A 25,684-nucleotide genomic window follows, 5' to 3' on the forward strand; every position below is an offset into this window, starting at 1 on the left:
CAAGACCGACACAAAACCGGACCGCACCCTCCGCGGTGTCAGTGGCGCTGCGTAGTGTGCTCGACAACCGCACGCACCGGAACAGCGGACGCGGGGAACGCCAACGAGAGGGGCAGACGCGTGTCGGTCAACATGACCAAGGGCCAGGCCATCAGCCTGGAGAAGAGGGGCGGGGGCAGCCTGACGCAGGTGCGGATGGGCCTCGGCTGGCAGGCCGCGCCGCGCCGCGGCCTCTTCGGTTCGCGCACCCGGGAGATCGACCTGGACGCCTCGGCGGTCCTCTTCGCCGACAAGCAGCCGGTCGACGTGGTCTTCTTCCGCCACCTGGTCAGCGATGACGGCTCGGTCAAGCACACCGGCGACAACCTCGTCGGCGGCGCGGGCCAGGGCGGCGACGACGAGGCGATCCTCGTCGACCTGGAGCGGGTCCCGGTCCACATCGACCAGATCGTCTTCACGGTGAACTCCTTCACCGGCCAGACGTTCCAGGAGGTGCAGAACGCGTTCTGCCGCATCGTCGACGAGACGAACGGCCAGGAGCTCGCGCGCTACACCCTCGACGGCGGCGGCAACTACACCGCGCAGATCATGGCGAAGGTCCACCGGGTCGGCTCCGGCTGGCAGATGACCGCCCTGGGCAACCCGGCCAACGGCCGCACCTTCCAGGACCTGATGCCCGCGATCCTGCCGCACCTGTAACCGCGGCACGGCCCACCCACAGCTCCCGGAGGCAGCAGGCCGCCGGGAGCTGTCCCGCATGAACGCGTACCGGAACCAGGAAGCACCGAGGGGACAGAGTCGATGACGGCCGAGCTGGTCCGGGGGCAGAACCACCCCCTGCCCGACACCCGACTGGAGATCCGCGTGTCGGCCGGTCACCCCGTCCTCGCCGGAGCCACCCTCGGCGACGAGCACGGCAGGGTCCCCGGCGCGGAGTGGATCGCCCACCCCGGCGCCCCCTCGCTCCCCGGCGTCGACGTCCCCGGGCGGTGCGCCGCCGAGCACCGGCTCACCGTCGACCTGGCCGCGGTCCCCGAGGCCGTCCACCGGGTCTCCGTCGTCCTGGTGCTCCCGGCGGGTCCCGGCGCCGGCCGCTTCGGAGCCCTCGCCGCCCCCTTCGTCGCCGTCTCCGGCCACGACGGCGCGGACCTCGCCAGCTACACGATCACCGGACTCGCCGACGAGTCCGCCGTCGTGGCCCTGGAGCTCTACCGCCGCCAGGGCGCCTGGAAGGTCCGCGCCATGGGCCAGGGGTACGAGGGGGGTCTCGCCGCCCTCCTCGGCGACCAGGGCCTGGAGCGCCCCGCCGAACTCGCCGCCTCCGTCCTGGCCGCGGCCGCCCCGGAGCCGGTCGCCTCCGAGCGGGTCACCGCCGGGCAGACCGTTCCCGAGCCGGTCGCCTCCGAGCGGGTCACCGCCGGGCAGACCGTTCCCGAGCCGGTCGCCTCCGAGCGGGTCACCGCCGAGCAGACCGTTCCCGAGCCGGTCGCCTCCGAGCAGGTCACGGCCGGGCAGGTCGTTCCCGAGCCCTCGCTTCCGGCGACGGTGCCGGACCTGCAGGTGACGCCCCCGCCCATGCCGACGACGCCCCCGCCCACGCCTCCGGCGGGCACGCCCACGCCCCCGATGGGCACGGGCGGACCCATCAGCTACGCCCACCCCCGCCGCCAGGCGGCCGAGACCCCGCCGCCCCGGCAGGCGCCGCCGGTGCCGGTCGCCGGGGACGCGTCGGGGTGGTCGATGGACGAGCGCCTGTACAACCAGGTCTGGGGGATGTTCGAGGACCTGGCCCGTACTGCCGCCGCCTACCGCAGCGCCTGCGACTTCGCGGAGTCGCGGCTCGACCGGGAGCTCGACCAGTCGCTCACCGACTACCGCTCCCGGGTCGGCGGCGCGAACGACGCGGCGCGGGCGACCGCCCGCGCCCGCCACGACGAGCTGGTGGAGCGGGCCCAGGAGGTGCTCGACCGGGACCTCGCGCAGCTCGCGGCCGAGTCCGAGGTCGTCGAACCGGCGCTGCCACCGGCGTACGCCCGCTGGGACAGCCCCGTCTGGCACGCCTACCGCGTCCCGGCCGAGGAGCCGATGGCCGTCCGCCTGGGCGACCTCCACCTCCCCGAGCGCACCGACCTGCGGATCCCGATGCTGGTCCGGCTGCCTCTGGAGCGCGGGCTGTGGGTGGACTCGGGACGGGGCAACTCCGAGGCCGCGGGTCTGCTCGACGAGATCGAGCTGCGGCGGCTCGCCCTGGACAGCGCGGTGGCGCACGCGGCCCGGCTGCTCGCGGCGCACCCGGCCGGCGAGTTCGCCGTCCACGTCCTCGACGCCGCCGGCGCGGGCACCACCGCGCTCGCGCCGCTGGTGGACACGGGCGTCCTCGCCGCCCCGCCGGCCCGGGGCGCGGCCGGGGTCTCGGCGGTCCTGGAACAGCTCACCGAGCGGGTCGACCTCCTCCAGATGGCGGTACGGGGCGGAGCCGCCGACGCGCTGCCTCCCGGGCTCGACACTGCCCGGCAGCTGCTGATCGTGCACGACTTCCCGCACGGCTTCGACGACCGGGCGGTGACCCGGCTGCGGTACCTGGCCGACGAGGGCCCGTCGGTCGGTGTCCACCTGCTGATGGTCGCGGACCGGGCGGACGCCGCCGCGTACGGACCCCTGCTCGATCCGCTGTGGCGCTCGCTGCTGAGGCTCACCCCGGTGCCCGACGACCACCTCGCCGACCCCTGGGTCGGCCACGCCTGGTCGTACGAGCCCCCGATCCTCCCGCCGGGCAGCGGAGTGCTCCGGCAGGTCCTCGGGCAGGTGGCCGCCGCCCGCTATGGAAAGCAGCCCTGACCTGGCCTTTTGGTGGCTCTTTACCCTGCCCTTTACCTTCTCTTGGTCTTTCGGGTAGTCTTTTTCGTGCGGAGGGGAGTACTCCCCATGCGCGGCGTACCCGTCAATACGGACGGATCCTCGGTGATCCGATCCCGGGGCGTCGGCCCGGCGGCGATAGCCCGCCCGGGTGGAAGAGACCTCCGGCAGCGACGACGCTGATCAAGTAGCCGTACGACGCCGGAGGCGCAGTGGACGTTTCAATGACCCTGTGGGTGCTGACCATTCTCGGTCTGTGCGCCCTCATCGGAGCCGACTTCTTCATCGGGCGGAAGCCCCACGACGTCTCGGTGAAGGAAGCCGGCATCTGGACGATCGTCTGGATCGTGCTCGCCGCGCTCTTCGGACTCGGCCTGCTGATCTTCGGCAACAGCCAGGCGTCGGGAGAGTTCTTCGCCGGCTACATCACCGAGAAGTCGCTCAGTGTCGACAACCTCTTCGTCTTCGTCCTGATCATGGCGAAGTTCTCGGTGCCCTCCCACCTCCAGCAGCGTGTCCTGCTCGTGGGCGTGCTGATCGCCCTGGTGCTCCGCGCGATCTTCATCGCCGCCGGCGCCGCGATCATCGCGAGCTTCTCCTGGGTCTTCTACATCTTCGGCGCGTTCCTGATCTACACCGCCTGGAAGCTCATCCAGGAGGCGCGTTCCGACGAGGACGAGGACGACTGGGAGGAGAACCGTCTCCTCAAGACCGTCGAGAAGAAGTTCGGCGTCGCCGACCGGTACCACGGCACCAAGCTCTTCATCCGCAACAACGGCAAGCGGGTGCTCACGCCGCTGATGGTCGTCATGCTCGCCATCGGCACCACCGACATCCTCTTCGCCCTCGACTCCATCCCGGCGATCTTCGGACTCACCCAGGACCCGTACATCGTCTTCACCGCCAACGCCTTCGCCCTCATGGGTCTGCGCCAGCTGTACTTCCTGATCGGCGGCCTGCTCAAGAAGCTGGTCCACCTCAGCTACGGCCTGTCGGTGATCCTCGGCTTCATCGGCGTCAAGCTGGTGCTGCACGCCCTGCACGAGTCCGGGGTCCACGTCCCGGAGATCTCCATCCCGGTCTCGCTCGCGGTCATCGGCGGCGTCCTGGTCGTCACCACGATCACCAGCCTCATCGCCTCCAAGAAGCAGGCGGAGCGCGAGGCCGCCGAGAGCGTGGCCGACGCCGACGGTGCCGAGAAGGACAGCATCGGCGCCTGACGCGGCACGACACGGCGACGGCCGGCCCCGGGACAGCGTCCCGCGGCCGGCCGTCGCCGTTCTCCGGTGAGGCCGTTCTCCGGTGAGGCCGTTCTCCGGTCAGGCGGGCGCGACCTCCTCGGCCTCCGCGCGCGACCGCTCCGGCAGGGTCTCCGGCAGCAGCGCGAAGCAGCCCAGACTGACCAGCGCCACCACCGTCAGATAGGCCGCCACACCCCACGGCGGCCCGGAACCGCCGTCGGAGAGTGCCGTCGCCACGATCGGCGTGAGGGCCCCGCCCAGGACGCCGGCGAGGTTGTAGCCGACGGCCGCCCCCGTACAGCGCACGCGGGGCTCGTACAGCTCCGGCAGATACGCGGCGACCACCGCGAACATCGTGATGAAGGCCAGCAGCGAGCCCAGGAAGCCCAGGAACATCAGGAACGGCCGCGCGGTGTGCAGCAGCGCCACCATCGGGAACATCCAGAGCGCCGAGGCCGCGCACCCCGCCAGACACAGCGGCCGGCGGCCCCAGCGGTCGGCGAGCAGCGCCACGAACGGGGTCGCCGCGCCCTTGACCGCCACCGCCGCCATCACACAGGTCAGCATCACCGTGCTGCTCACCCCGAGCCGCTCGGTGCCGTAGGCCAGCGCCCAGGTGGAGACCGTGTAGAAGACGGCGTACCCGACCGCGAGCGCACCGGCCGTGAGGAGCACCAGGCGCCAGTGGTCGCGCGCCACCTCGGCCAGCGGGGCACCCGCCCGCCGCCCGGACGCGGACAGCTCCTCGAACTGCGGGGTCTCGGCCAGCGAGGAGCGCAGCAGCAGTCCGGCCGCCGCCAGCACCCCGGCGGCCCAGAACGGCACCCGCCAGCCCCAGGAGCGGAACTCCGCCTCGCTCAGTCCGGCCGTGAGCGCCAGCATCACCCCGTTCGCGAGCAGGAAGCCGACCGCCGGACCGATCTGCGGGAAGCTCGACCACAGCGCGCGCCGGTGCGGCGGGGCGTGCTCGGCGGTCAGCAGCACCGCACCGCCCCACTCGCCGCCGAGCCCCAGGCCCTGGAGGAAGCGGAGGACGAGCAGCAGCACGGGGGCGGTGATGCCGAGCGTCGCGTACGTGGGGACGCAGCCGACCGCGACCGTCGCGCAGCCGGTCAGCAGCAGCGAGGCGAAGAGGACCGGTCTGCGGCCGTACCGGTCGCCGACGTGACCGAAGAGGACCGAGCCCAGCGGCCTGGCGAGGAATCCGGCGGCGAAGGTGCCGAAGGCGGCCAGGGTCCCGGCGAGCGGCGAGAAGGTCGGGAAGAAGAGCGGTCCGAGGACGAGGGCCGCGGCGGTCCCGTAGACGAAGAAGTCGAAGAACTCGATGGCGGTGCCGACGAGCGAGGCCGCGGCGAGCCGCCCCATCGAGGGGGCCGTCCCGGCGGCCGGGGGAGTCGGCGGACCGGGGACGGCGGGCGGGGCGGAAGGCGACGGAGGGTGACTGTGGGGCATGTGCCGCCAACTACCCCGCATCCGTCCGGGTTACGGGGGGCGTGCGGAGGCGTACGGCCCCGAGGCCGCACGCCGGGTGTCACCAGCCGCGCTCGCGCCACTCGGCGAGGTGCGGGCGCTCGTCACCGAGCGTGGTGTCCTTGCCGTGGCCCGGGTAGACCCAGGACTCGTCCGGCAGGACCGCGAAGAGCTTGGTCTCCACGTCGTGGAGCAGGCTCGTGAAGGCGTCCGGCTCCTTCCAGGTGTTGCCCACCCCGCCGGGGAAGAGGCAGTCGCCGGTGAAGACGTGCGGGTGGCCGTGCGGGTCGTCGTAGACCAGGGCGATCGAGCCCGGGGTGTGCCCGACAAGACGGCGGGCGGTCAGCTCGACCCGGCCCACCCGGATCGTGTCGCCGTCCTCGACCGGCACGTCGGTGGGGACCGGGATGCCCTCCGCGTCGTACGCGCCCGCGTAGGTGCGCGCGCCGGTGGCGCGGACCACCTCGGCCAGGGCCTGCCAGTGGTCGCCGTGACGGTGGGTGGTGACGACGGCGGCGATGCCGTCGTCACCGATCAGCGTGAGCAGCGTGTCCGCGTCGTTGGCCGCGTCGATCAGCAGCTGCTCGCCGGTCGCCCGACACCGCAGCAGGTACGCGTTGTTGTCCATCGGGCCGACCGCGACCTTCGAGATCATCAGGTCCGTCAGCTCGTGCACGTCCGCCGCTCCGCCGACCTTCACCACTCCGCTGTACGTCATGGGCTCAGCCTAGCTCCGCGCACCGACAGCGCGGGGGCTCGTGCGGCTACAGCGCGGGGAGCACCGGGAGCGGGCCGCCCTCGGTCTTCAGCGCGGAGCCGTCGCGGCGGCCGGAGAGCCAGCCGAGGAGCTCCGCCGCGGGCCCCGACACGGTCACGGCCGCCCCGGTGCCCTCGGCCGCGCCGGTGGTCCAGGTCCCGGTGCCGTCGGTGGCCGCGAGCCGGGTCGGCGGCACGCCGGCGGCGCCCGTCCAGCGGTCCGCGAGGAAGTCGGTCTCCCGTCGGACGAACTCCTCCGGCAGGTCCTCGAGCTCGTAGCCGGTGCCCAGGTCGACGTGGTGCAGGGCGACCTCCACCCAGCGGCGGAACGGGACGCGCGAGGCGCTGTCCGTGACGCCGTTGCGGAGCTCGACCGTGCGGGCCCAGTCGGCGGGCTCGGCGCCCACGGCCTGGAACCGGTCGGCGGACTCGCGCAGGTCGGCGAGGTGGACGTCGAGCGGGCGGCCGGAGTCGCGCTCGATGTCGGCGTCGCGGGTGGCGGCGTCCGCGTACATGGGCAGACCCCGGAGCACGTTGACCAGAGCGTCGGCGTTACGGGCGAGGTGGGCGAGCACATGGCCGCGGGTCCAGCCCGGAAGCCGTGACGGCTCGGCCGCCGCGGCGTTGTCCCATGAGGCGACGTCGGCGATCAGCCGGTCGGTCGCTTCGCGTACGGAGGCAAGGTCGAGTTCGTGGTCGATCATGGCGCCGACCCTAGCGCCGCCACTCGTTCGGGTGAAGCGGTCTCCACGCGGCCGGAAATCGAATGTGCGTGCTATAGGCTCGGTGGAAGCATCCGGCATCCTTGGTTGTTGGGTGTGTCAGGCACATCCGCTCTCTCAAGAAAGGTGCGGACCGGCGTGGCCGACCGTCTCATCGTCCGTGGCGCTCGCGAGCACAACCTCAAGAACGTCTCGCTCGACCTCCCGCGTGACTCCCTCATCGTCTTCACCGGGCTCTCGGGATCGGGCAAGTCCTCCCTCGCGTTCGACACGATCTTCGCCGAGGGGCAGCGCCGGTACGTCGAGTCGCTCTCCTCGTACGCCCGGCAGTTCCTCGGCCAGATGGACAAGCCGGACGTCGACTTCATCGAAGGTCTGTCGCCCGCCGTCTCCATCGACCAGAAGTCGACCTCGCGCAACCCGCGCTCGACGGTCGGCACCATCACGGAGGTCTACGACTACCTCCGGCTGCTCTTCGCCCGCATCGGCAAGCCGCACTGTCCCGAGTGCCGCCGCCCGATCTCCCGCCAGTCGCCCCAGGCCATCGTCGACAAGGTCCTCGACCTGCCCGAGGGCAGCCGCTTCCAGGTCCTCTCGCCGCTCGTCCGCGAGCGGAAGGGCGAGTTCGTCGACCTCTTCGCCGACCTCCAGACCAAGGGCTACAGCCGGGCCCGGGTCGACGGGCAGACGATCCAGCTCAGCGAGCCGCCGACGCTGAAGAAGCAGGAGAAGCACACGATCGAGGTGGTCGTCGACCGCCTCACCGTGAAGGACAGCGCCAAGCGCCGGCTCACCGACTCCGTCGAGACCGCGCTCGGACTCTCCGGCGGCATGGTCGTGCTCGACTTCGTCGACCTCCCGGAGGACGACCCCGAGCGCGAGAGGATGTACTCGGAGCACCTCTACTGCCCGTACGACGACCTGTCCTTCGAGGAGCTGGAGCCGCGCTCCTTCTCCTTCAACTCGCCCTTCGGCGCCTGCCCCGACTGCACCGGCATCGGCACCCGCATGGAGGTCGACCCCGAGCTGGTCGTCCCCGACGAGGACAAGTCCCTCGACGAGGGCGCCATTCACCCCTGGTCGCACGGCCACACCAAGGAGTACTTCGGCCGGCTCATCGGCGGCCTCTCCCAGGCCCTCGGCTTCCGCACGGACATCCCGTACGCGGGACTGCCGCAGCGAGCCAAGAAGGCCCTGATGTACGGCCACAAGACCCAGGTCGAGGTCCGCTACCGCAACCGGTACGGACGCGAGCGGGCCTACACCACCCCCGCCTTCGAAGGTGCCGTCTCCTTCGTCAAGCGGCGCCACAGCGAGGCCGAGAGCGACTCGAGCCGCGAGCGCTTCGAGGGCTACATGCGCGAGGTGCCCTGCCCCACTTGTGAGGGCAGCCGCCTCAAGCCGATCGTCCTCGCGGTCACGGTCATGGACCGGTCCATCGCCGAGGTCTCCGCGATGTCCATCAGCGACTGCGCCGAGTTCCTCGCCCGCCTGACGCTCAACGCCCGCGACAAGAAGATCGCCGAGCGGGTCCTCAAGGAGGTCAACGAGCGGCTGCGCTTCCTCGTCGACGTCGGCCTCGACTACCTCTCGCTCAACCGCGCCGCGGGCACCCTCTCCGGCGGCGAGGCCCAGCGCATCCGGCTCGCCACCCAGATCGGCTCCGGCCTGGTCGGCGTGCTGTACGTGCTCGACGAGCCGTCCATCGGCCTGCACCAGCGCGACAACCACCGGCTCATCGAGACCCTGGTCCGGCTCCGCGACATGGGCAACACGCTCATCGTCGTCGAGCACGACGAGGACACCATCAAGGTCGCCGACTGGGTCGTCGACATCGGCCCCGGCGCCGGCGAGCACGGCGGCAAGGTCGTCCACTCCGGGTCCCTCAAGGAGCTCCTCGCCAACGAGGAGTCGATGACCGGGCAGTACCTCTCCGGCCGCCGCTCGATCGCCACCCCCGACATCCGCCGCCCCGTGGACCCCTCGCGCCGGCTCACCGTGCACGGCGCCCGGGAGAACAACCTGCGGGACATCGACGTCTCCTTCCCGCTGGGCGTCCTCACCGCCGTCACCGGAGTCTCCGGCTCCGGCAAGTCGACCCTGGTCAACGACATCCTCTACACCCACCTCGCGCGCGAGCTCAACGGCGCCAAGTCGGTGCCCGGCCGGCACACGCGGGTGGACGGGGACGACCTCGTCGACAAGGTCGTGCACGTCGACCAGTCCCCGATCGGCCGCACCCCGCGGTCGAACCCGGCGACGTACACCGGCGTCTTCGACCACGTCCGCAAGCTCTTCGCCGAGACGATGGAGGCCAAGGTCCGGGGCTACCTGCCCGGCCGGTTCTCCTTCAACGTCAAGGGCGGCCGCTGCGAGAACTGCTCCGGCGACGGCACGATCAAGATCGAGATGAACTTCCTCCCGGACGTCTACGTCCCGTGCGAGGTCTGCCACGGCGACCGGTACAACCGGGAGACCCTGGAGGTCCACTACAAGGGCAAGTCCATCGCCGAGGTCCTGGACATGCCGATCGAGGAGGCCCTCGACTTCTTCGAGGCCGTCCCGACCATCGCCCGCCACCTGCGCACGCTCAACGAGGTCGGCCTCGGCTACGTCCGCCTCGGCCAGTCGGCGCCGACGCTCTCCGGCGGCGAGGCGCAGCGCGTCAAGCTCGCCTCCGAGCTCCAGAAGCGCTCGACGGGCCGCACGGTCTACGTCCTGGACGAGCCGACCACCGGTCTGCACTTCGAGGACATCTCGAAGCTGATCAAGGTCCTCTCCAACCTCGTCGACAAGGGCAACTCGGTGATCGTCATCGAGCACAACCTCGATGTCATCAAGACCGCCGACTGGGTCGTCGACATGGGTCCCGAGGGCGGCAGCGGCGGTGGCCTGGTCGTCGCCGAGGGCACGCCGGAGGAGGTCGCCTCCGTCCCTGAGAGCCACACCGGCAAGTTCCTCCGCGAGATCCTCGGCGCCGACCGCGTCAGCGACTCCGGCGCGACCGTCCCGGCCGCCCGCGGCGCGAAGAAGGCGGCGGCGAAGAAGGCCCCCGCCAAGAAGACCGCCGCCCCGGCCAAGAAGACGGCCACGAAGGCGACGGCCACGAAGGCGGCGGCCACGAAGGCGACCGCCACCAAGGCCGCGGCCAAGAAGGCCACCACCCGGGCCCGCAAGGCGTGACCCCACGGCAGGGCCCCCGACCGGGGGCCCTGCCGCGTACGGGGCCAGGTCAGGGGTGGCCGTCGGGGCCCGGAGAGGGCGCCGGTATCGTCGGTCGGGTCACCCCTGGGGTGTGTTTGTCCCCGATCTCACGTGGAGCGCTCATGTCCGGCCAGTCCAGCCGCCGCACCGTACTGAAAGGCGCGGCCCTCGCCGGTGCCGCCGGGCTGGGAGTCGCCGCCTGCTCCACGGACTCGAAGCTCGGCCACGCCCAGGTCCCGACCCCGACCGCGCCCGTGCCGCTCGGCGCCCCGGACGAGGTCCCGGTCGGCGGTTCCAAGCTCTACCGCGAGCAGCGACTCGTGGTGAGCTGCCCGGCCAAGGGCCAGTACAAGGCGTTCAGCGCCCAGTGCACCCACGCCGGCTGCGTCCTCGACAAGGTCGAGGCGAACGAGGGCAACTGCCCCTGCCACGGCAGCCGCTTCGACGTCACCACCGGCAAGGCCCTCCGCGGCCCCGCCACCGTCCCGCTCCCCGAGGTCCCGATCCGCGTCGAGGACGGCAAGCTGGTCGCCGGCCCCGAGGCCTGAGTCCCCGGGACGCCCTCGGAGCCCGACCGGGGCCGGGCCTCAGGCCCAGTCCCAGTCGATGCCCAGGATTCCGGGGCGTACGCCCTGCTCGACGAGGTGCACCGTGCGGTGCCGGCCGCTCAGGGTCAGCTCCGCGCGGCCCCCGCGGGACGCGCCGGCGGAGGCCTGGGCGAAGCGCCGGCAGCGCACCGGAAGCGCGGCCTCGTCGAAGCGGACCTGGAGCACGTACTGCCCACCCGCGAAGCTGAACCCGCGCACGTACTCGCCGCTCGCACCCGCCGTACCGTCCTCGAAGCCGTACGAGAAGAGGTACGTGTCCCCGGCGCGCAGCCGCGCGTCGAAGAGCAGCTCGGCGACGAGCACGCCCGTCCCGGCATGCCACCGCACCCGACCGGTGCGGCAGTTCTCCACCGCACGCACCGCCACCCGGGACGGGTCGCAGCCCGGATCCCCGTGGTGGATCGCGAGATAGCGGTCGACGCCGTCCCGGTGCGCCCGCACCACGTGCTGCGAATCCCGCCCCACCAGCTCCCGGCCCGCCCCGATCCGTACCCGCTCATGGTGCCCCACCGTGTGCAGCCCGCCGTCCGTCGGCACGTCCAGCTCCGCGAGCAGCTCCTCGACCGAGCCGGACGCCTCCACCAGTGAGCGGTACGAGCGGGCCGCCGGACGCTCCACCTCGGACCGGGCGGCCGCGTCCTCGGTGAGCAGCCGGAGCAGCGAGTTCCCCGGCAGCTGCAGCACCTCCTCCAGGGCCCGTACAGCCTTCAGGGACTCCGGCCGCTGCGGGCGGCGGGCGCCCTGCTGCCAGTAGCTCAGGCTCGTCACCCCGACCCGGACGCCCCGGTGCGCGAGATGGTGCTGGACCCGCTGGAGCGGCAGCCCGCGCACCGCGAAAGCCGTGCGCAGCGCCAGATGGAAGGGGCCGGTGTGCAGCAGCTGCACCAGATCGGCCTCGGTGTGGCTCACGAGGACTCCTCAGTGAACGTTCACGGTGGGGGTGCGGACCGTCGCGCCGCGTGGGGTGGGCGGGCAGGTGGGCCGAGGGCGTCCGTTCACACCCGGGTCACACCGTTCACAGTCCGATGTCACCCCGCATTGAAGCGTGTTGACCCGCTCCGGACAACGGAACATGCTCCTGACCAGCGTCCGGACGCGCTCCTCCACTCCCCACATCCCCACCCCCCGCCATGGGAGGAACGCGATGCGCAGCAGAAGAACGACCCTCGCGGCACTCGCCGCAGCCGCCCTCTTCCTCGTCCCGACCACCTCGGCCTCCGCCGCCCCCGCCGGCGAGGACGTCTCCGCCCTCGCCTCCAAGCGACTGAACATCACCATGCAGGCCCAGCAGAAGACCAACTGGTGCTGGGCCGCGAGCGGCAACACCATCGCCACCTGGTTCGGCCGCGGCTACAGCCAGAACCAGTTCTGCAACGCCGCCTTCAACCGCCAGCAGGGCTACGACTGCCCCAACTGGCAGGCCACGCTCGGCAACGTCCAGACCGGACTGAGCTGGGCCGGCATCAACCCCGGCTCGTACGTCGACGGCTGGCTGCGCTACTCCACCGTCCAGACCGAGATCAACGCCAACCGGCCCGTCGAGACCCGCATCCAATGGGCCAGCGGCGGCGGCCACATGCACGTCGTCTACGGCTACGACGACGCGAACAGCTGGGTCTACTGGGGCGATCCCTGGCCGTCGAGCGACCGCTACAACTGGGCCTCGCACGCCTGGTACGTCGACAACAGCTCCTTCTCCTGGACCCACTCCCTCTACCGGATCGGGGCGTGACCACGATGACCCGACGCCCCACCGCCCTCCTCCTCACCGCCCTCGCCGGCCTGGCGGCGACGGCCCCCACCGCCTCGGCGGCCCCCGGCGGCGCCCTGCCGCCCGCGGCCACCCCCGAACAGGCCGCCTCCGCGCCGCAGACCCTGGACACCCTGTCCCGGTTCTTCGCCCGGGACGGCGCGCTCGCCCGGTCCGCCGCCGCGCCGCACGTCGAAGGCGCGTCCGTGCCGGTACGGATCCTCTCCCCGGACTTCGTCGCCGGTAAGGCGGGCGCGCCCGTCGCCCGGGTCGAGTTCCGGGCCAGCCGGGCCGTCGCGTCGGACGGCCAGAAGGCCTCGCTCTGGACCGTCGAACAGCCCGGCGGCTGGCAGGTCGTCAACATCGCCACCGGCGACGACGAGATCCGCTACGCGGAGCAGGGCGGGCGGCTGCTGCCCGGCGGACTCGTCTTCCGCGAGCCCCAGATCGACGCGTGGTACGTCCAGAAGGGCACCAAGGTCCTGCCCCTCGACGAGGACGCGATACGGGCCGTCGGCCGCAACGGCACGACCCTCGCGGCCTACCGCGACCGCGTCGTCCGCGCCTACGCCGACAAGCTCCCCGGCTCCTCCTACGCCCGCAAGGGCGCGGCGGGCGGCTACGCCTCGCCGCCCGCCGCTCCCCAGGAGGACACCGGCCTCCCGCTCGCCGCGGGCGCGGGTGCCGTCGCCGCCCTCGCCCTCGCGGCCACCGCCCTCCACCACCGTCGCCGCACCTCCCCGCGGCCCTAGCCCTCCCTCCCTTCCTCCCGCCCACCCCCGCGGCCGCCCCGGCCACGGGGGTGGGCGTGCGGGTCAGCGGGCGAGGTAGCCGCCGTCCACGGGAAGGACGGCGCCGGTGATGAAGGAGGCGTCGTCGGAGGCGAGGAAGAGGATGGCGGCGGCGACCTCGGCGGGGGTGCCGAAGCGGGCCATGGGGTGGGCGCCGAGTGCCTCGGCGAGGTACTCGGGACCGCCGGGCTCGTGGCGGGCGGCGGCGACCCGTTCCGTCTCGATGGTGCCCGGGGCGACCGCGTTGACGCGGATGCCGTGCGCCGCCCACTCCACCGCGAGGTGCTTCGTGAGGCCGGTGGCGACGAACTTCGCGGGGCCGTAGACGGCCTGCCGGGCCTGGCCGGCGACGCCGGAGATGGAGGAGGTGCAGATGATTGACCCGCCGCCCGATCCGATCATGGCCTCGATGGCGTACTTGCAGGTGAGGAACATGCCGCGGCCGTCGACGGCCATGACCTCGTCGAAGTCGGAGGCCTCCGCCTCGGTGACGGAGAGCAGCGGGATGACGCCCGCGTTGGCCACCAGGACGTCGAGGCGTCCGAAGCGGTCCACGGCCGTGCCGATCATGCGGCGGGCGTCCTCCGCGCGGGAGACGTCGCCGACGACCGGGACGACGCCGGACAGCGTCGCGAGGCGTTCCGCGTCGCGGTCGGCGGCCACGACGAGGGCCCCTTCGCGGAGGAACCGTTCCACCGTCGCCCGCCCGATGCCGCTCGCCGCACCCGTGATCACGCACACCCGGTCCGCCAGCCGTCCGTGAGCCGTTTCCGCACCATGATTCGCCATGCCTCGCCAACGAGTACGCGAGGCCGGAGTGTCGGTCCCCGCCAGTAGGGTGGGGAGCATGGCAGACCCCTCCAGCTACCGCCCCAAGCCGGGTCAGATCCCCGACTCGCCGGGGGTCTACAAGTTCCGCGACGAGCACCGGCGAGTGATCTACGTCGGCAAGGCGAAGTCGTTGCGCCAGCGGCTGGCGAACTACTTCCAGCCGCTGACGAGCCTGCATCCGCGCACGGCGACGATGGTGACGACCGCCGCCTCCGTCGAGTGGACGGTGGTGTCGACCGAGGTCGAGGCGCTCCAGCTGGAGTACACCTGGATCAAGGAGTTCGACCCGCGGTTCAACGTCAAGTACCGGGACGACAAGAGCTACCCGTACCTCGCGGTCACCCTGGACGAGGAGTTCCCCCGGGTCCAGGTCATGCGCGGCCACAAGAAGAAGGGCGTGCGCTACTTCGGGCCGTACGGGCACGCCTGGGCGATCCGCGAGACGGTCGACCTGATGCTGCGGGTCTTCCCGGTGCGGACCTGCTCGGCGGGCGTCTTCCGGAACGCCGCCTCGGCCGGCCGGCCGTGCCTCCTCGGCTACATCGGCAAGTGCTCGGCGCCCTGCGTCGGCCGCGTGTCGCCCGAGGAGCACCGTGAACTGGCCGAGGAGTTCTGCGACTTCATGGCCGGCCGCACCGGCACGTACATCCGCAGGCTCGAGAAGCAGATGACGATCGCGGCCGAGGACATGGAGTACGAGAAGGCCGCCCGGCTCCGGGACGACATAGAGGCGCTGCGCCGGGCGATGGAGAAGAGCGCCGTCGTCCTCGCCGACGCCACCGACGCCGACCTGATCGCCCTCGCCGAGGACGAGCTGGAGGCCGCCGTCCAGATCTTCCACGTCCGCGGCGGACGCGTCCGCGGCCAGCGCGGCTGGGTCACCGACAAGGTCGAGGCCGTCGACACGGCGGGCCTCGTCGAGCACGCCCTCCAGCAGCTGTACGGCGAGGAGAGCGGCGACACGGTCCCCAAGGAGGTCCTGGTCCCGGCCCTCCCCGAGGACGCGGCGGCGGTCACCGCCTGGCTCACCGGCCGCCGCGGGTCCAACGTCTCGCTGCGCGTCCCGCAGCGCGGCGACAAGAAGGACCTGATGGAGACCGTCGCGCGGAACGCGCAGCAGGCCCTCGTGCTGCACAAGACCAAGCGGGCCAGCGACCTGACCACCCGCTCCCGGGCCCTGGAGGAGATCGCCGAGGCACTCGACCTGGACTCGGCGCCGCTGCGGATCGAGTGCTTCGACATCTCGCACCTCCAGGGCGAGGACGTCGTCGCCTCGATGGTGGTCTTCGAGGACGGCCTGCCCCGCAAGAGCGAGTACCGCCGCTTCCAGATCAAGGGCTTCGAGGGCCAGGACGACGTCCGGTCCATGCACGAGGTGATCAGCCGCCGCTTCAAGCGCTACCTCGCCGAGAAGGACCGTACGGGGGAGTGGGGGCCGGCGGCCGACGGCGAGGTCCCGGCGGAGACGCCGGAGGACGACGGCCGGCCGAAGCGCTTCGCGTACCCGCCGCAGCTCGTGGTGGTCGACGGCGGGCAGCCGCAGGTCGCCGCGGCCCGCCGGGCCCTCGACGAGCTGGGGATCGACGACATCGCGGTCTGCGGGCTCGCCAAGCGCCTGGAGGAGGTGTGGCTGCCCGGCGACGACGACCCGGTGGTGCTGCCGCGCTCCAGCGAGGGCCTCTACCTGCTCCAGCGGGTACGTGACACGGCTCACGACTTCGCCATCCGCTACCAGCGGTCCAAGCGGACGAAACGCATCCGTACCAGCCCCCTGGACGCCGTCCCCGGCCTCGGAGACACCCGGAAACAAGCGTTGATCAAGCATTTCGGCTCGGTGAAGCGGCTCCGGCAGGCGACAATCGAGCAGATCTGCGAGGTCCCCGGCATGGGCCGGAAGACCGCGGAGGCGGTCGTCGTGGCCCTCGCCCAGGCGGCCCCGGCCGCACCCGCCGTGAACACGGCGACAGGAGAGATCATGGAAGACGGGGACGGCACGGCATGACCGCGCACGAGCAGCACCGGAACGAACCGCACGACCAGCACGACCGAGAAGACGGAGCAGGACACGTGAGTACGGGCACGAAGGAGACCCCCGGCGACAACGGCGCCGAGGCGGCCATTCCCGAGCTGGTGATCATCTCCGGCATGTCCGGAGCCGGCCGGTCCACCGCGGCGAAGTGCCTGGAGGACCTCGGCTGGTTCGTCGTGGACAACCTGCCGCCCGCGCTGATCCCCACCATGGTGGAGCTCGGCGCACGCTCCCAGGGCAACGTCGCCCGGATCGCCGTCGTCGTGGACGTCCGCGGCCGGCAGTTCTTCGACAACCTCAGGGACTCCCTCGCCGACCTCGACTCCAAGCAGGTCACCCGCCGGATCGTCTTCCTGGAGTCCTCAGACGACGCCCTGGTCCGCCGCTTCGAGTCGGTCCGCAGGCCGCACCCGCTCCAGGGCGACGGCCGGATCACCGACGGCATCGCCGCCGAGCGCGACCTGCTGCGCGAGCTGCGCGGCGACGCCGACCTGGTGATCGACACCTCCAGCCTCAACGTCCACGAGCTGCGCGCCAAGATGGACGCCCAGTTCGCCGGCGACGAGGAGCCCGAGCTCCGGGCCACCGTGATGTCCTTCGGCTTCAAGTACGGCCTGCCGGTCGACGCCGACCTCGTCGTCGACATGCGCTTCCTGCCGAACCCGCACTGGGTCCCCGAGCTGCGCCCCTTCACCGGCCTCAACGAGGAGGTGTCGAACTACGTCTACAACCAGCCCGGCGCCAAGGAGTTCCTCGACCGCTACACGGAGCTGCTCCAGCTGATCGCCGCGGGCTACCGCCGCGAGGGCAAGCGGTACGTCACCATCGCCGTCGGCTGTACCGGCGGCAAGCACCGCTCCGTGGCCACCGCCGAGCGGCTCGCCGCCCGCCTCGCGGCCGAAGGCGTCGAGACCGTCGTCGTCCACCGGGACATGGGGCGCGAGTGAAACCGTACCGCCGGCGTGCCTCCACCCTCGCGGTGCGGCGCACGCTCCGCAGGCGCGGCGCGCAGCCCAAGGTCGTCGCGCTCGGCGGCGGCATGGGCCTGTCGGCCTCGCTGGCCGCGCTGCGCCGGATCACCGGCGACCTGACGGCCGTCGTCACCGTCGCCGACGACGGGGGCTCCAGCGGCCGGCTCCGCGAGGAGCTCGGCGTGCTGCCCCCGGGCGACCTGCGCAAGGCGCTCGCCGCGCTCTGCGGGGACGACGACTGGGGCCAGACCTGGGCCCGGGTGATCCAGCACCGCTTCCAGTCCAAGGGCGAGATGGGCGGCCACGCCGTCGGCAACCTGCTGATCGTCGCCCTCTGGGAGCAGCTCGGCGACCCCGTCCAGGCCCTCGACCTGGTCGGGCGGCTGCTGGGCGCCCAGGGCAGGGTGCTGCCCATGTCCGCCGTGCCGCTGGAGCTCCAGGCCCTGGTCAGGGGCCACGACCCGGCGCGTCCGGACGACGTGGACACGGTGGCCGGGCAGGCGACGGTGGCGCTCACGCCGGGCGAGGTGCAGTCCGTGCACCTCGTCCCGCACGACCCGCCGGCGGTGCCCGAGGCGGTCGCGGCGGTCCTCGACGCGGACTGGGTCGTGCTCGGTCCGGGCTCCTGGTTCTCCTCCGTGATCCCGCACCTCCTGGTCCCCGAACTCCTCGACGCCCTGGCCGAGACGAAGGCCCGGAAAGTGCTCTCGCTGAACCTCGCGCCGCAGCCCGGAGAAACAGAGGGCTTCTCCCCGCAGCGTCATTTGGAGGTTTTGGGACGACACGCCCCTAAACTCGCCCTGGACGTGGTGCTCGCCGACGAGGCTGCCGTGCCCGATCGCGAGTCCCTCGCCGATGCCGCCAAGCGGCTCGGCGCCGCGGTCGAGCTGGCGCCGGTGGCCGGGCCCGACGGCTCCGCGAAGCATGACCCGGAGCTGTTGGCCGCCGCGTACGACCGTATTTTTCGGATGCATGGAAGGATCGGCCCATGGCGATGACGGCAGCGGTGAAGGACGAGATCTCCCGGCTTCCCGTCACCCGGACCTGCTGCAGGAAGGCAGAGGTCTCGTCGATCCTGCGGTTCGCGGGCGGGCTGCACCTGGTGAGCGGCCGCATCGTGATCGAGGCGGAGCTGGACACGGCGATGGCGGCCCGCCGCCTCAAGCGGGACATCCTGGAGATCTTCGGGCACAGCTCCGAGCTGATCGTGATGGCCCCCGGCGGGCTGCGGCGCGGTTCGCGCTTCGTGGTGCGGGTGGTGGCCGGCGGCGACCAGCTGGCCCGGCAGACGGGGCTCGTGGACGGCCGGGGTCGCCCCATCCGGGGTCTCCCGCCGCAGGTGGTCTCCGGCGCGACCTGCGACGCGGAGGCGGCCTGGCGCGGCGCGTTCCTGGCGCACGGCTCGCTGACCGAGCCCGGCAGGTCCTCGTCCCTTGAGGTGACCTGCCCTGGTCCCGAGGCGGCCCTCGCCCTGGTCGGGGCGGCCCGCCGGCTTTCGATCGCGGCGAAGGCCCGCGAGGTGCGGGGGGTGGACCGGGTCGTCGTCCGCGACGGCGACGCGATCGGCGCCCTGCTCACCCGGCTCGGCGCGCACGAGTCGGTGCTGGCCTGGGAGGAGCGGCGGATGCGGCGCGAGGTCCGCGCCACCGCCAACCGCCTGGCCAACTTCGACGACGCCAACCTGCGCCGTTCGGCCCGTGCCGCGGTCGCCGCGGGTGCCCGGGTGCAGCGCGCCCTGGAGATCCTCGCGGAGGAGGTGCCCGAGCACCTCGCCGCGGCCGGCCGGCTCCGCATGGAGCACAAGCAGGCCTCCCTGGAGGAGCTGGGCGCCCTCGCCGACCCGCCGCTGACGAAGGACGCGGTGGCCGGCCGGATCCGCCGGCTGCTCGCGATGGCCGACAAGCGGGCGCAGGACCTGGGCATCCCCGGGACCGAGTCGAACCTGACCGAGGAGCTCGACGACAGCCTGGTGGGCTGACGGGAGCCGCCGCCCGGCGGAGACCGTACGGAACCGTGAACTCCACGCTGCCGGTGCCTTTCTGAGGCACCGGCAGCTTTTTCGTACACCCCGCGAGGCACCCTTGACAGGCCCATGGGCGCCCATGAGCCTGGCGTCTGTTCACCTTCGTGGCAGACAACAGCAAGGGGGGCTCATGGGACGCAGAGCGAGATCGATCCTCGCCGCGGCTTCACTGCTGATCGCCGGTGTGGCGGCGGCACCCGTCGCCGGAGCGCAGCCGGACGACCGGGACGGCGGTGACGCCCTCTCCGTATGGCGTGCCGTGGTCACCAAGGAACAGGTACCCCTGCTCCTGGACGCGGGCGCCGACGCGCACGAACTGACCGAGCAGGTGCCCGCCAAGGGCTCCGCGACGGTCGAGCTCTTCCTCACCGGCCGGCAGGCCGGGCAACTGCGCGGCCAGGGCGTCGAACTCGCCGAGCACCAGCTGTCCGCCCAGGCCGAGAAGCGGGTGGCCGCCGCGGGGGACGGCGTCTTCCGCCCGTACGGCGGTCCGAACGGCCTCAAGCAGGAGATCCTGGACACCGCCCGGGCCAACCCCGGCATCACCAAGGTCGTCTCCATCGGAAAGACCGTCAAGGGCCAGGACATCCTCGCCCTCAAGGTCAGCAAGGGCGCCCAGCGCACCAAGGACGGCTCCAAGCCGGCCACGCTGTACATGTCCAACCAGCACGCGCGCGAGTGGATCACCCCCGAGATGACCCGGCGGCTGCTCCACCACTACCTCGACGGCTACGGCAAGGACGAGCGGATCACCCGGATCGTCGACTCGACCGAGCTGTGGTTCGTGCTCTCCGCCAACCCGGACGGCTACGACTTCACGCACGCCGACCCCGCCAACCGGCAGTGGCGCAAGAACCTCCGCGACAACGACGGCGACGGACGGATCGCCTCCGGCGACGGCGTCGACCTCAACCGCAACTTCGCCTACAAGTGGGGCTACGACAACGAGGGTTCGTCGCCCGACCCGGCCGACGAGACCTTCCGCGGCAAGGCCGCCATGTCGGAGCCCGAGACCAGGGCCCTCGACGCCTTCCAGAAGCGCATCGGCTTCGCGTACGGCATCAACTACCACTCGGCCGCCCAACTGCTGCTGTACGGCGTCGGCTGGCAGGTCGCCACCGACACCCCCGACGACGTGGCCCTCAAGGCCCTCGCCGGCACCCCGCAGAAGTCGGCCGTGCCCGGCTACCGGCCGCAGGTCTCCTCCGAGCTGTACATCACCAACGGCGAGGCGGACGGACACGCCGCCAACGTCAACGGGATGCAGATGTTCACCCCGGAGATGTCGACCTGCGCCACCGCGTCCCGGGTCGACCCGAACGACGCCTGGAACCCGGCCGACTGCGCCTCCGTGTTCACCTTCCCGGACGACGAGAAGCTGATCCAGGCCGAGTTCGCCAAGAACATCCCGTTCGCGCTCGCCGTCGCCGAGACCGCCGCCCACCCGGACCGGCCCGTCTCCCCGGTCGGCATCGAGGCCCCCGACTTCACCCCGAAGGCCTTCGCCACCTCCTACGCCCGCGGCGGGGACCAGGAGGTCGCCGTCACCGCGCGCAAGTCGCTGCGCGGCAAGACCCTGAAGTACCGCGTCAACGGCGGCCGTACGCACAGCGAGGAGCTCGACGCCTGGAAGGGCGGCGAGACCTACGGCGGCGAGGACAACCTCTACTTCGACGAGTACCGCGCCGAGGTCGAGGGCGCCCGGCCGGGCGACTCCGTCGAGGTCTGGTTCACCGCCCGCACCCGCGAAGGCCGAGCCACCGCCTCCGCCCCCTTCACCTACAAGGTGGCCGAACGCCCCCGCGGCGACGTCCTCGTGCTCGCCGACGAGGGCGGCACCACCGCCGCCCGGCACAGCGCCGCGTACGTGAAGGCGCTCGCCGACAACGGCCGCAAGGCCGCCGTCTGGGACGTCGCCACCCAGGGCGCCCCGGACACCCTCGGCGTGCTCTCCCACTTCCGTACCGTCGTCTGGTACACCGGCGCCGAGCGCCCCTCCGGAGCCACCCAGCTCGCCGTCCGCGGCTACCTCAACGAAGGCGGCAAGCTGGTCAACGCCGGCGAGAAGTCCGGCGGACTCACCCAGATCGGCCGCGCCGAGTCCAACGACTTCGCCCAGTACTACCTCGGTGCCTACCACCGCGCGGGCCTCAAGAACCCGCCCGCCTTCGCCGGCACCGGCGCCTTCGCGGGCGCCGGCGCGGCCCTCGGCGCCGCCACCGACAACCCGCTCGACAACGCGGGCGCGTACACGGTCACCTCGGACACCCTGAAGCCGAAGGAGTTCCCGCAGTTCGCCGACAGCGCCTCGGCCGGCGACTACCCGGGCATCCGGACCCCCTTCGAACCCGCCGAGGGCGCCTCCTTCGCCGCCGTCAAGCACAGCGACGGCACCTGGGCCCGGCTCGGCAGGACCGTCGACCTCACCGGCGTCACCGCGGCCGACCGGCCCCGGCTCGACTTCCAGGTCAGCTACGACACCGAGCCCGGCTACGACAACCTCGTCGTCGAGGCCCACACCACCGGCCTGGACGACTGGACCACCCTGCCCGACGTCAACGGCGGCACCTCCACCGAACCCCCGGCCGACTGCGGCGAGGGCTTCTACCTCCGCGGCCACCCCTTCCTCGCCCACTACCTCACCGTCGGCGAGGACGGCTGCGCCGCCACCGGCACCACCGGCTCCTGGAACGCCTTCACCGGCCCCTCCAACGGCTGGCGGCAGGCCTCCGTCGACCTGAGCGCCTGGGCGGGCAAGAAGGTCGAGCTCTCGATCTCGTACGTCTCCGACCCCGGTACGGGCGAGATGGGCGCCTTCGTCGACGACACCCGGCTCATCACCGGCGCCACCACCGACGCGGAGGGCTTCGAGAGCTCCCTCGGCGCCTGGACCGTGCCGGGCGCCCCCGCCGGCAGCCCCGGCAACGGCACCGACTGGACCCGCTCCGCCGCACTCTTCCACTCCCAGGCGGCGGTCACCACGAAGGACACCGTGCTCCTGGGCTTCGGCCTGGAACACGTGACCGGTGAGGCCGAGCGGGCACGGCTCATCGGACGCGCCCTCGGGGTGCTCCGGCGCTGACGGAGAGTAGTGGGGACAAAGGTCCCACGGCGGCCCGTACCCGTTGGTAGGGACGGGCCGTCGGCCTTTTTCCCTCACTTTCCGGGCTCGTACGGCTGCGCTGGATGTCACTCCGCGGCCCCTGTGGGGGTAGGGTCGTAAGCGGTCGGGGACATCCCAAAAAACAAAAATCTCGCCGGCGTCGAGCACACCGGCGTACCTGACGAGGAGATCGGTTCGTGACGATCCGCGTAGGCATCAACGGCTTTGGCCGCATCGGCCGGAACTACTTCCGCGCGCTCCTTGAGCAGGGTGCCGACATCGAGATCGTGGCTGTCAACGACCTCGGTGACACCGCGACCACCGCACACCTGCTGAAGTACGACACCATCCTGGGCCGCCTCAAGGCCGAGGTCACCCACACCGCCGACACCATCACGGTCGACGGCCACACGATCAAGGTGCTCTCCGAGCGCGACCCGGCCGACATCCCCTGGGGCGAGCTCGGCGTCGACATCGTCATCGAGTCGACCGGCATCTTCACCAAGAAGGCCGACGCCGAGAAGCACATCGCAGGCGGCGCCAAGAAGGTCCTCATCTCGGCTCCGGCCACCGACGAGGACATCACCATCGTCATGGGCGTCAACCAGGACAAGTACGACCCGGCGCAGCACAACGTCATCTCGAACGCGTCCTGCACCACCAACTGTGTCGCCCCGATGGCGAAGGTCCTCGACGAGAACTTCGGCATCGTCAAGGGCCTGATGACCACGGTCCACGCGTACACCAACGACCAGCGCATCCTGGACTTCCCGCACAAGGACCTGCGCCGCGCCCGCGCCGCCGCCGAGAACATCATCCCGACCACGACGGGTGCCGCCAAGGCCACCGCCCTGGTCCTCCCGCAGCTCAAGGGCAAGCTCGACGGCATCGCGATGCGCGTCCCGGTCCCGACCGGCTCCGCCACCGACCTGGTCGTCACCCTGGACCGCGAGGTCACCAAGGACGAGGTCAACGCCGCGTTCAAGAAGGCCGCCGACGACGGCGACCTCAAGGGCATCCTGTTCTACACCGAGGACCCGATCGTCTCCTCGGACATCGTCAGCGACCCGGCGTCCTGCACCTTCGACGCCTCGCTGACCATGGTCCAGGAAGGCAACACGGTCAAGATCCTGGGTTGGTACGACAACGAGTGGGGTTACTCCAACCGTCTCGTCGACCTCACCGTCTTCGTCGGCGGCCAGCTCTAAACTTCAGGGCAGGCTTTCGATGTGAGCAGGGCTCGGGCAGCGCAATGTCGCGCTGTGCGAGCCCTGTTTGTGTGCTCCACCGCGTACCAAGGAGTCTGTTAACAGATGAAGACGATCGACGAGCTTATCCAAGAGGGCGTCGCAGGCAAGCGCGTGTTCGTCCGCGCCGACCTGAACGTGCCGCTGGACGGCACGACCATCACGGATGACGGCCGCATCCGCGCCGTCGTCCCCACGGTGAAGGCCCTCGCCGACGCCGGCGCCCGCGTCGTGGTCGCCTCGCACCTGGGCCGCCCCAAGGGCGCCCCGGACCCGGCGTTCTCCCTCGCCCCGGCCGCCGCGCGCCTCGGCGAGCTGCTCGGCGCCGACGTGGCCTTCGCGACCGACACCGTCGGCGACTCCGCCAAGGCCGTCGTCGCGGGCCTCGCCGACGGCCAGGTCGCCGTGCTCGAGAACCTCCGCTTCAACGCCGGCGAGACCTCGAAGGACGACGCCGAGCGCGGCGCCTTCGCGGACAGCCTGGCCGGGCTCGCCGACCTGTACGTCGGCGACGGCTTCGGCGCCGTGCACCGCAAGCACGCCTCGGTCTTCGACCTCCCGGCGCGCCTCCCGCACGCCGCGGGCTACCTCATCGCCACCGAGGTCGGCGTCCTCAAGAAGCTCACCGAGGACGTCCAGCGGCCGTACGTGGTCGTCCTCGGCGGCGCCAAGGTCTCCGACAAGCTCGGGGTCATCGACCACCTCCTGGAGAAGGCCGACCGCATCCTCATCGGCGGCGGCATGGCGTACACCTTCCTCAAGGCCAAGGGCCACGAGGTCGGCATCTCGCTGCTCCAGGAGGACCAGATCCCCGCGGTCCTCGACTACCTGGACCGTGCCGAGAAGCGCGGCGTGGAGTTCGTCCTCCCCGTCGACGTCCTGGTCTCGTCCGAGTTCCCGGACCTCAAGACCAAGGCCCCGGCCAACCCGACCACGGTCGCCTTCGACGCCATTCCGGCCGACGAGGAGGGCCTGGACATCGGTCCGGAGACCCGTAAGCTCTACGCCTCGAAGCTCGCCGACGCCGGCACCGTCTTCTGGAACGGTCCGATGGGCGTCTTCGAGCACCCCGACTACGCCGAGGGCACCAAGGCCGTCGCCCAGGCGCTCGTCGACTCCCCGGCCTTCACGGTCGTCGGTGGTGGCGACTCCGCCGCCGCCGTCCGCATCCTGGGCTTCGACGAGAAGGCATTCGGCCACATTTCGACCGGCGGCGGCGCCTCCCTCGAGTACCTCGAGGGCAAGACGCTTCCCGGCCTCGCCGCACTGGAGGGCTAAAACCCATATGAGCACCCGCACCCCGCTGATGGCGGGCAACTGGAAGATGAACCTCAACCACCTCGAGGCCATCGCCCACGTCCAGAAGCTCGCCTTCGCCCTGACGGACAAGGACTACGACGCCTGTGAGGTCGCCGTCCTCGTCCCCTTCACCGACCTGCGGTCCGTCCAGACCCTGGTCGACGGCGACAAGCTGAAGATCAAGTACGGCGCCCAGGACATCTCGGCGCACGATTCCGGGGCCTACACCGGCGAGATCTCCGGCCTGATGCTGTCCAAGCTGAAGTGCGCCTACGTCGCCGTCGGCCACTCCGAGCGCCGCCAGTACCACGCCGAGAACGACGAGGTCTGCAACGCCAAGGTGAAGGCCGCCTTCAAGCACGGCATCACCCCGATCCTCTGCGTCGGCGAGGGCCTGGACATCCGCAAGGCCGGCAACCAGGTCGAGTACACCCTCGCGCAGATCGACGGCGGTCTGAAGGACATCCCGGCCGAGCAGGCCGAGACCATCGTGATCGCGTACGAGCCCGTCTGGGCGATCGGCACCGGCGAGGTCGCCACCCCCGAGGACGCCCAGGAGGTCTGCGGGGCGATCCGCGGCCGCCTCGCCGAGCTGTACTCGCAGGAGCTGGCCGACAAGGTCCGCATCCAGTACGGCGGCTCGGTGAAGTCCGGGAACGTCGCCGCGATCATGGCGCAGCCCGACGTCGACGGCGCCCTGGTGGGCGGCGCGGCGCTGGACGCCGACGAGTTCGTCAAGATCGTTCGCTTCCGCGACCAGTGAGTATGCGGTAGCGGAGTTAC

The 25,684-nt window shown here is 71.7% G+C and carries 20 protein-coding genes; 15 read left to right on the forward strand and 5 right to left on the reverse strand.

Translation table 11 applies throughout. The features are described 5' to 3' along the window. Nucleotides 1-120: 120 nt before the first annotated feature. The 3 genes from ACZ7G1_RS31815 to ACZ7G1_RS31825 all read left to right on the forward strand — a co-directional run bounded on the left by ACZ7G1_RS31815 (nucleotide 121) and on the right by ACZ7G1_RS31825 (nucleotide 4,076). A complete protein-coding gene (locus ACZ7G1_RS31815) occupies nucleotides 121-699 on the forward strand; it encodes a TerD family protein (protein WP_366302121.1) in 579 nt (192 codons plus the stop codon). Between the two features lie 102 nt (nucleotides 700-801). Next, nucleotides 802-2,838, forward strand: a complete 2,037-nt coding sequence (locus ACZ7G1_RS31820) for a TerD family protein (RefSeq protein ID WP_470878409.1) — start codon at nucleotides 802-804, stop codon at nucleotides 2,836-2,838. Nucleotides 2,839-3,068: 230 nt separating this feature from the next. After that, complete coding sequence (locus tag ACZ7G1_RS31825; protein WP_470878407.1) at nucleotides 3,069-4,076, forward strand: TerC/Alx family metal homeostasis membrane protein; 1,008 nt, start codon at nucleotides 3,069-3,071, stop codon at nucleotides 4,074-4,076. A gap of 99 nt (nucleotides 4,077-4,175) precedes the next feature. On the opposite strand, the gene ACZ7G1_RS31830 is transcribed toward ACZ7G1_RS31825, so the two are convergent. From ACZ7G1_RS31830 to ACZ7G1_RS31840, 3 genes are all read right to left on the reverse strand, one after another. Next, nucleotides 4,176-5,462 carry an MFS transporter gene (locus ACZ7G1_RS31830; RefSeq protein ID WP_470878405.1) on the reverse strand — a complete coding sequence of 429 codons (1,287 nt, stop codon included), beginning with the start codon at nucleotides 5,460-5,462 and terminating at the stop codon, nucleotides 4,176-4,178. Between the two features lie 166 nt (nucleotides 5,463-5,628). Continuing rightward, on the reverse strand, nucleotides 5,629-6,285 hold the full coding sequence (locus ACZ7G1_RS31835; RefSeq protein WP_470878403.1) for an MBL fold metallo-hydrolase: 657 nt from the start codon (nucleotides 6,283-6,285) through the stop codon (nucleotides 5,629-5,631). A gap of 46 nt (nucleotides 6,286-6,331) precedes the next feature. Next, nucleotides 6,332-7,027 carry a maleylpyruvate isomerase family mycothiol-dependent enzyme gene (locus tag ACZ7G1_RS31840; protein ID WP_470878401.1) on the reverse strand — a complete coding sequence of 232 codons (696 nt, stop codon included), beginning with the start codon at nucleotides 7,025-7,027 and terminating at the stop codon, nucleotides 6,332-6,334. 156 nt (nucleotides 7,028-7,183) lie between these two features. Here ACZ7G1_RS31840 and uvrA point away from each other — a divergent pair, with 156 nt between their 5' ends. After that, nucleotides 7,184-10,228: an excinuclease ABC subunit UvrA gene (gene uvrA / locus ACZ7G1_RS31845; RefSeq protein WP_470878400.1), complete on the forward strand. Its 3,045-nt coding sequence runs from the start codon at nucleotides 7,184-7,186 to the stop codon at nucleotides 10,226-10,228. A 143-nt stretch (nucleotides 10,229-10,371) separates the two neighbouring features. Continuing rightward, on the forward strand, nucleotides 10,372-10,797 hold the full coding sequence (locus tag ACZ7G1_RS31850; RefSeq protein ID WP_470878399.1) for a Rieske (2Fe-2S) protein: 426 nt from the start codon (nucleotides 10,372-10,374) through the stop codon (nucleotides 10,795-10,797). A gap of 39 nt (nucleotides 10,798-10,836) precedes the next feature. Here the strand turns inward: ACZ7G1_RS31850 and ACZ7G1_RS31855 are convergent, their stop codons facing one another. Beyond that, nucleotides 10,837-11,766 carry a hypothetical protein gene (locus ACZ7G1_RS31855; RefSeq protein ID WP_470878398.1) on the reverse strand — a complete coding sequence of 310 codons (930 nt, stop codon included), beginning with the start codon at nucleotides 11,764-11,766 and terminating at the stop codon, nucleotides 10,837-10,839. A gap of 235 nt (nucleotides 11,767-12,001) precedes the next feature. Between ACZ7G1_RS31855 and ACZ7G1_RS31860 the strand changes: the two genes are divergently transcribed. Beyond that, entirely contained in the window at nucleotides 12,002-12,589 is a 588-nt protein-coding gene (locus ACZ7G1_RS31860; RefSeq protein ID WP_470878397.1) for a papain-like cysteine protease family protein, read from the forward strand. Between the two features lie 5 nt (nucleotides 12,590-12,594). Continuing rightward, nucleotides 12,595-13,359, forward strand: coding sequence for a hypothetical protein (locus ACZ7G1_RS31865; protein WP_470878456.1), 765 nt, complete (start codon nucleotides 12,595-12,597; stop codon nucleotides 13,357-13,359). A 63-nt stretch (nucleotides 13,360-13,422) separates the two neighbouring features. Here ACZ7G1_RS31865 and ACZ7G1_RS31870 read toward each other — a convergent pair whose 3' ends face one another. Next, nucleotides 13,423-14,133: an SDR family NAD(P)-dependent oxidoreductase gene (locus ACZ7G1_RS31870; protein ID WP_470878396.1), complete on the reverse strand. Its 711-nt coding sequence runs from the start codon at nucleotides 14,131-14,133 to the stop codon at nucleotides 13,423-13,425. A 112-nt stretch (nucleotides 14,134-14,245) separates the two neighbouring features. Here ACZ7G1_RS31870 and uvrC point away from each other — a divergent pair, with 112 nt between their 5' ends. From uvrC to tpiA, 8 genes are all read left to right on the forward strand, one after another. Beyond that, entirely contained in the window at nucleotides 14,246-16,231 is a 1,986-nt protein-coding gene (gene uvrC / locus ACZ7G1_RS31875; RefSeq protein WP_470878394.1) for an excinuclease ABC subunit UvrC, read from the forward strand. Next, nucleotides 16,228-17,205, forward strand: coding sequence for an RNase adapter RapZ (gene rapZ, locus ACZ7G1_RS31880; protein WP_470878393.1), 978 nt, complete (start codon nucleotides 16,228-16,230; stop codon nucleotides 17,203-17,205). Before uvrC ends, rapZ begins: the two co-directional genes overlap by 4 nt. After that, nucleotides 17,202-18,227, forward strand: a complete 1,026-nt coding sequence (locus tag ACZ7G1_RS31885) for a gluconeogenesis factor YvcK family protein (RefSeq protein ID WP_470878392.1) — start codon at nucleotides 17,202-17,204, stop codon at nucleotides 18,225-18,227. Before rapZ ends, ACZ7G1_RS31885 begins: the two co-directional genes overlap by 4 nt. Continuing rightward, entirely contained in the window at nucleotides 18,218-19,207 is a 990-nt protein-coding gene (gene whiA / locus ACZ7G1_RS31890) for a DNA-binding protein WhiA (RefSeq protein ID WP_017238652.1), read from the forward strand. Before ACZ7G1_RS31885 ends, whiA begins: the two co-directional genes overlap by 10 nt. A gap of 175 nt (nucleotides 19,208-19,382) precedes the next feature. Next, nucleotides 19,383-22,334 carry a M14 family metallopeptidase gene (locus ACZ7G1_RS31895; protein ID WP_470878390.1) on the forward strand — a complete coding sequence of 984 codons (2,952 nt, stop codon included), beginning with the start codon at nucleotides 19,383-19,385 and terminating at the stop codon, nucleotides 22,332-22,334. Nucleotides 22,335-22,552: 218 nt separating this feature from the next. Continuing rightward, on the forward strand, nucleotides 22,553-23,563 hold the full coding sequence (gap, locus tag ACZ7G1_RS31900) for a type I glyceraldehyde-3-phosphate dehydrogenase (protein WP_470878389.1): 1,011 nt from the start codon (nucleotides 22,553-22,555) through the stop codon (nucleotides 23,561-23,563). Nucleotides 23,564-23,668: 105 nt separating this feature from the next. Continuing rightward, complete coding sequence (locus tag ACZ7G1_RS31905; RefSeq protein ID WP_470878388.1) at nucleotides 23,669-24,880, forward strand: phosphoglycerate kinase; 1,212 nt, start codon at nucleotides 23,669-23,671, stop codon at nucleotides 24,878-24,880. A gap of 7 nt (nucleotides 24,881-24,887) precedes the next feature. Then, nucleotides 24,888-25,664: a triose-phosphate isomerase gene (gene tpiA, locus ACZ7G1_RS31910; protein WP_470878386.1), complete on the forward strand. Its 777-nt coding sequence runs from the start codon at nucleotides 24,888-24,890 to the stop codon at nucleotides 25,662-25,664. The last annotated feature ends 20 nt before the right edge of the window (nucleotides 25,665-25,684 follow it).

Source organism: Streptomyces sp. NPDC037273, from assembly GCF_055603625.1.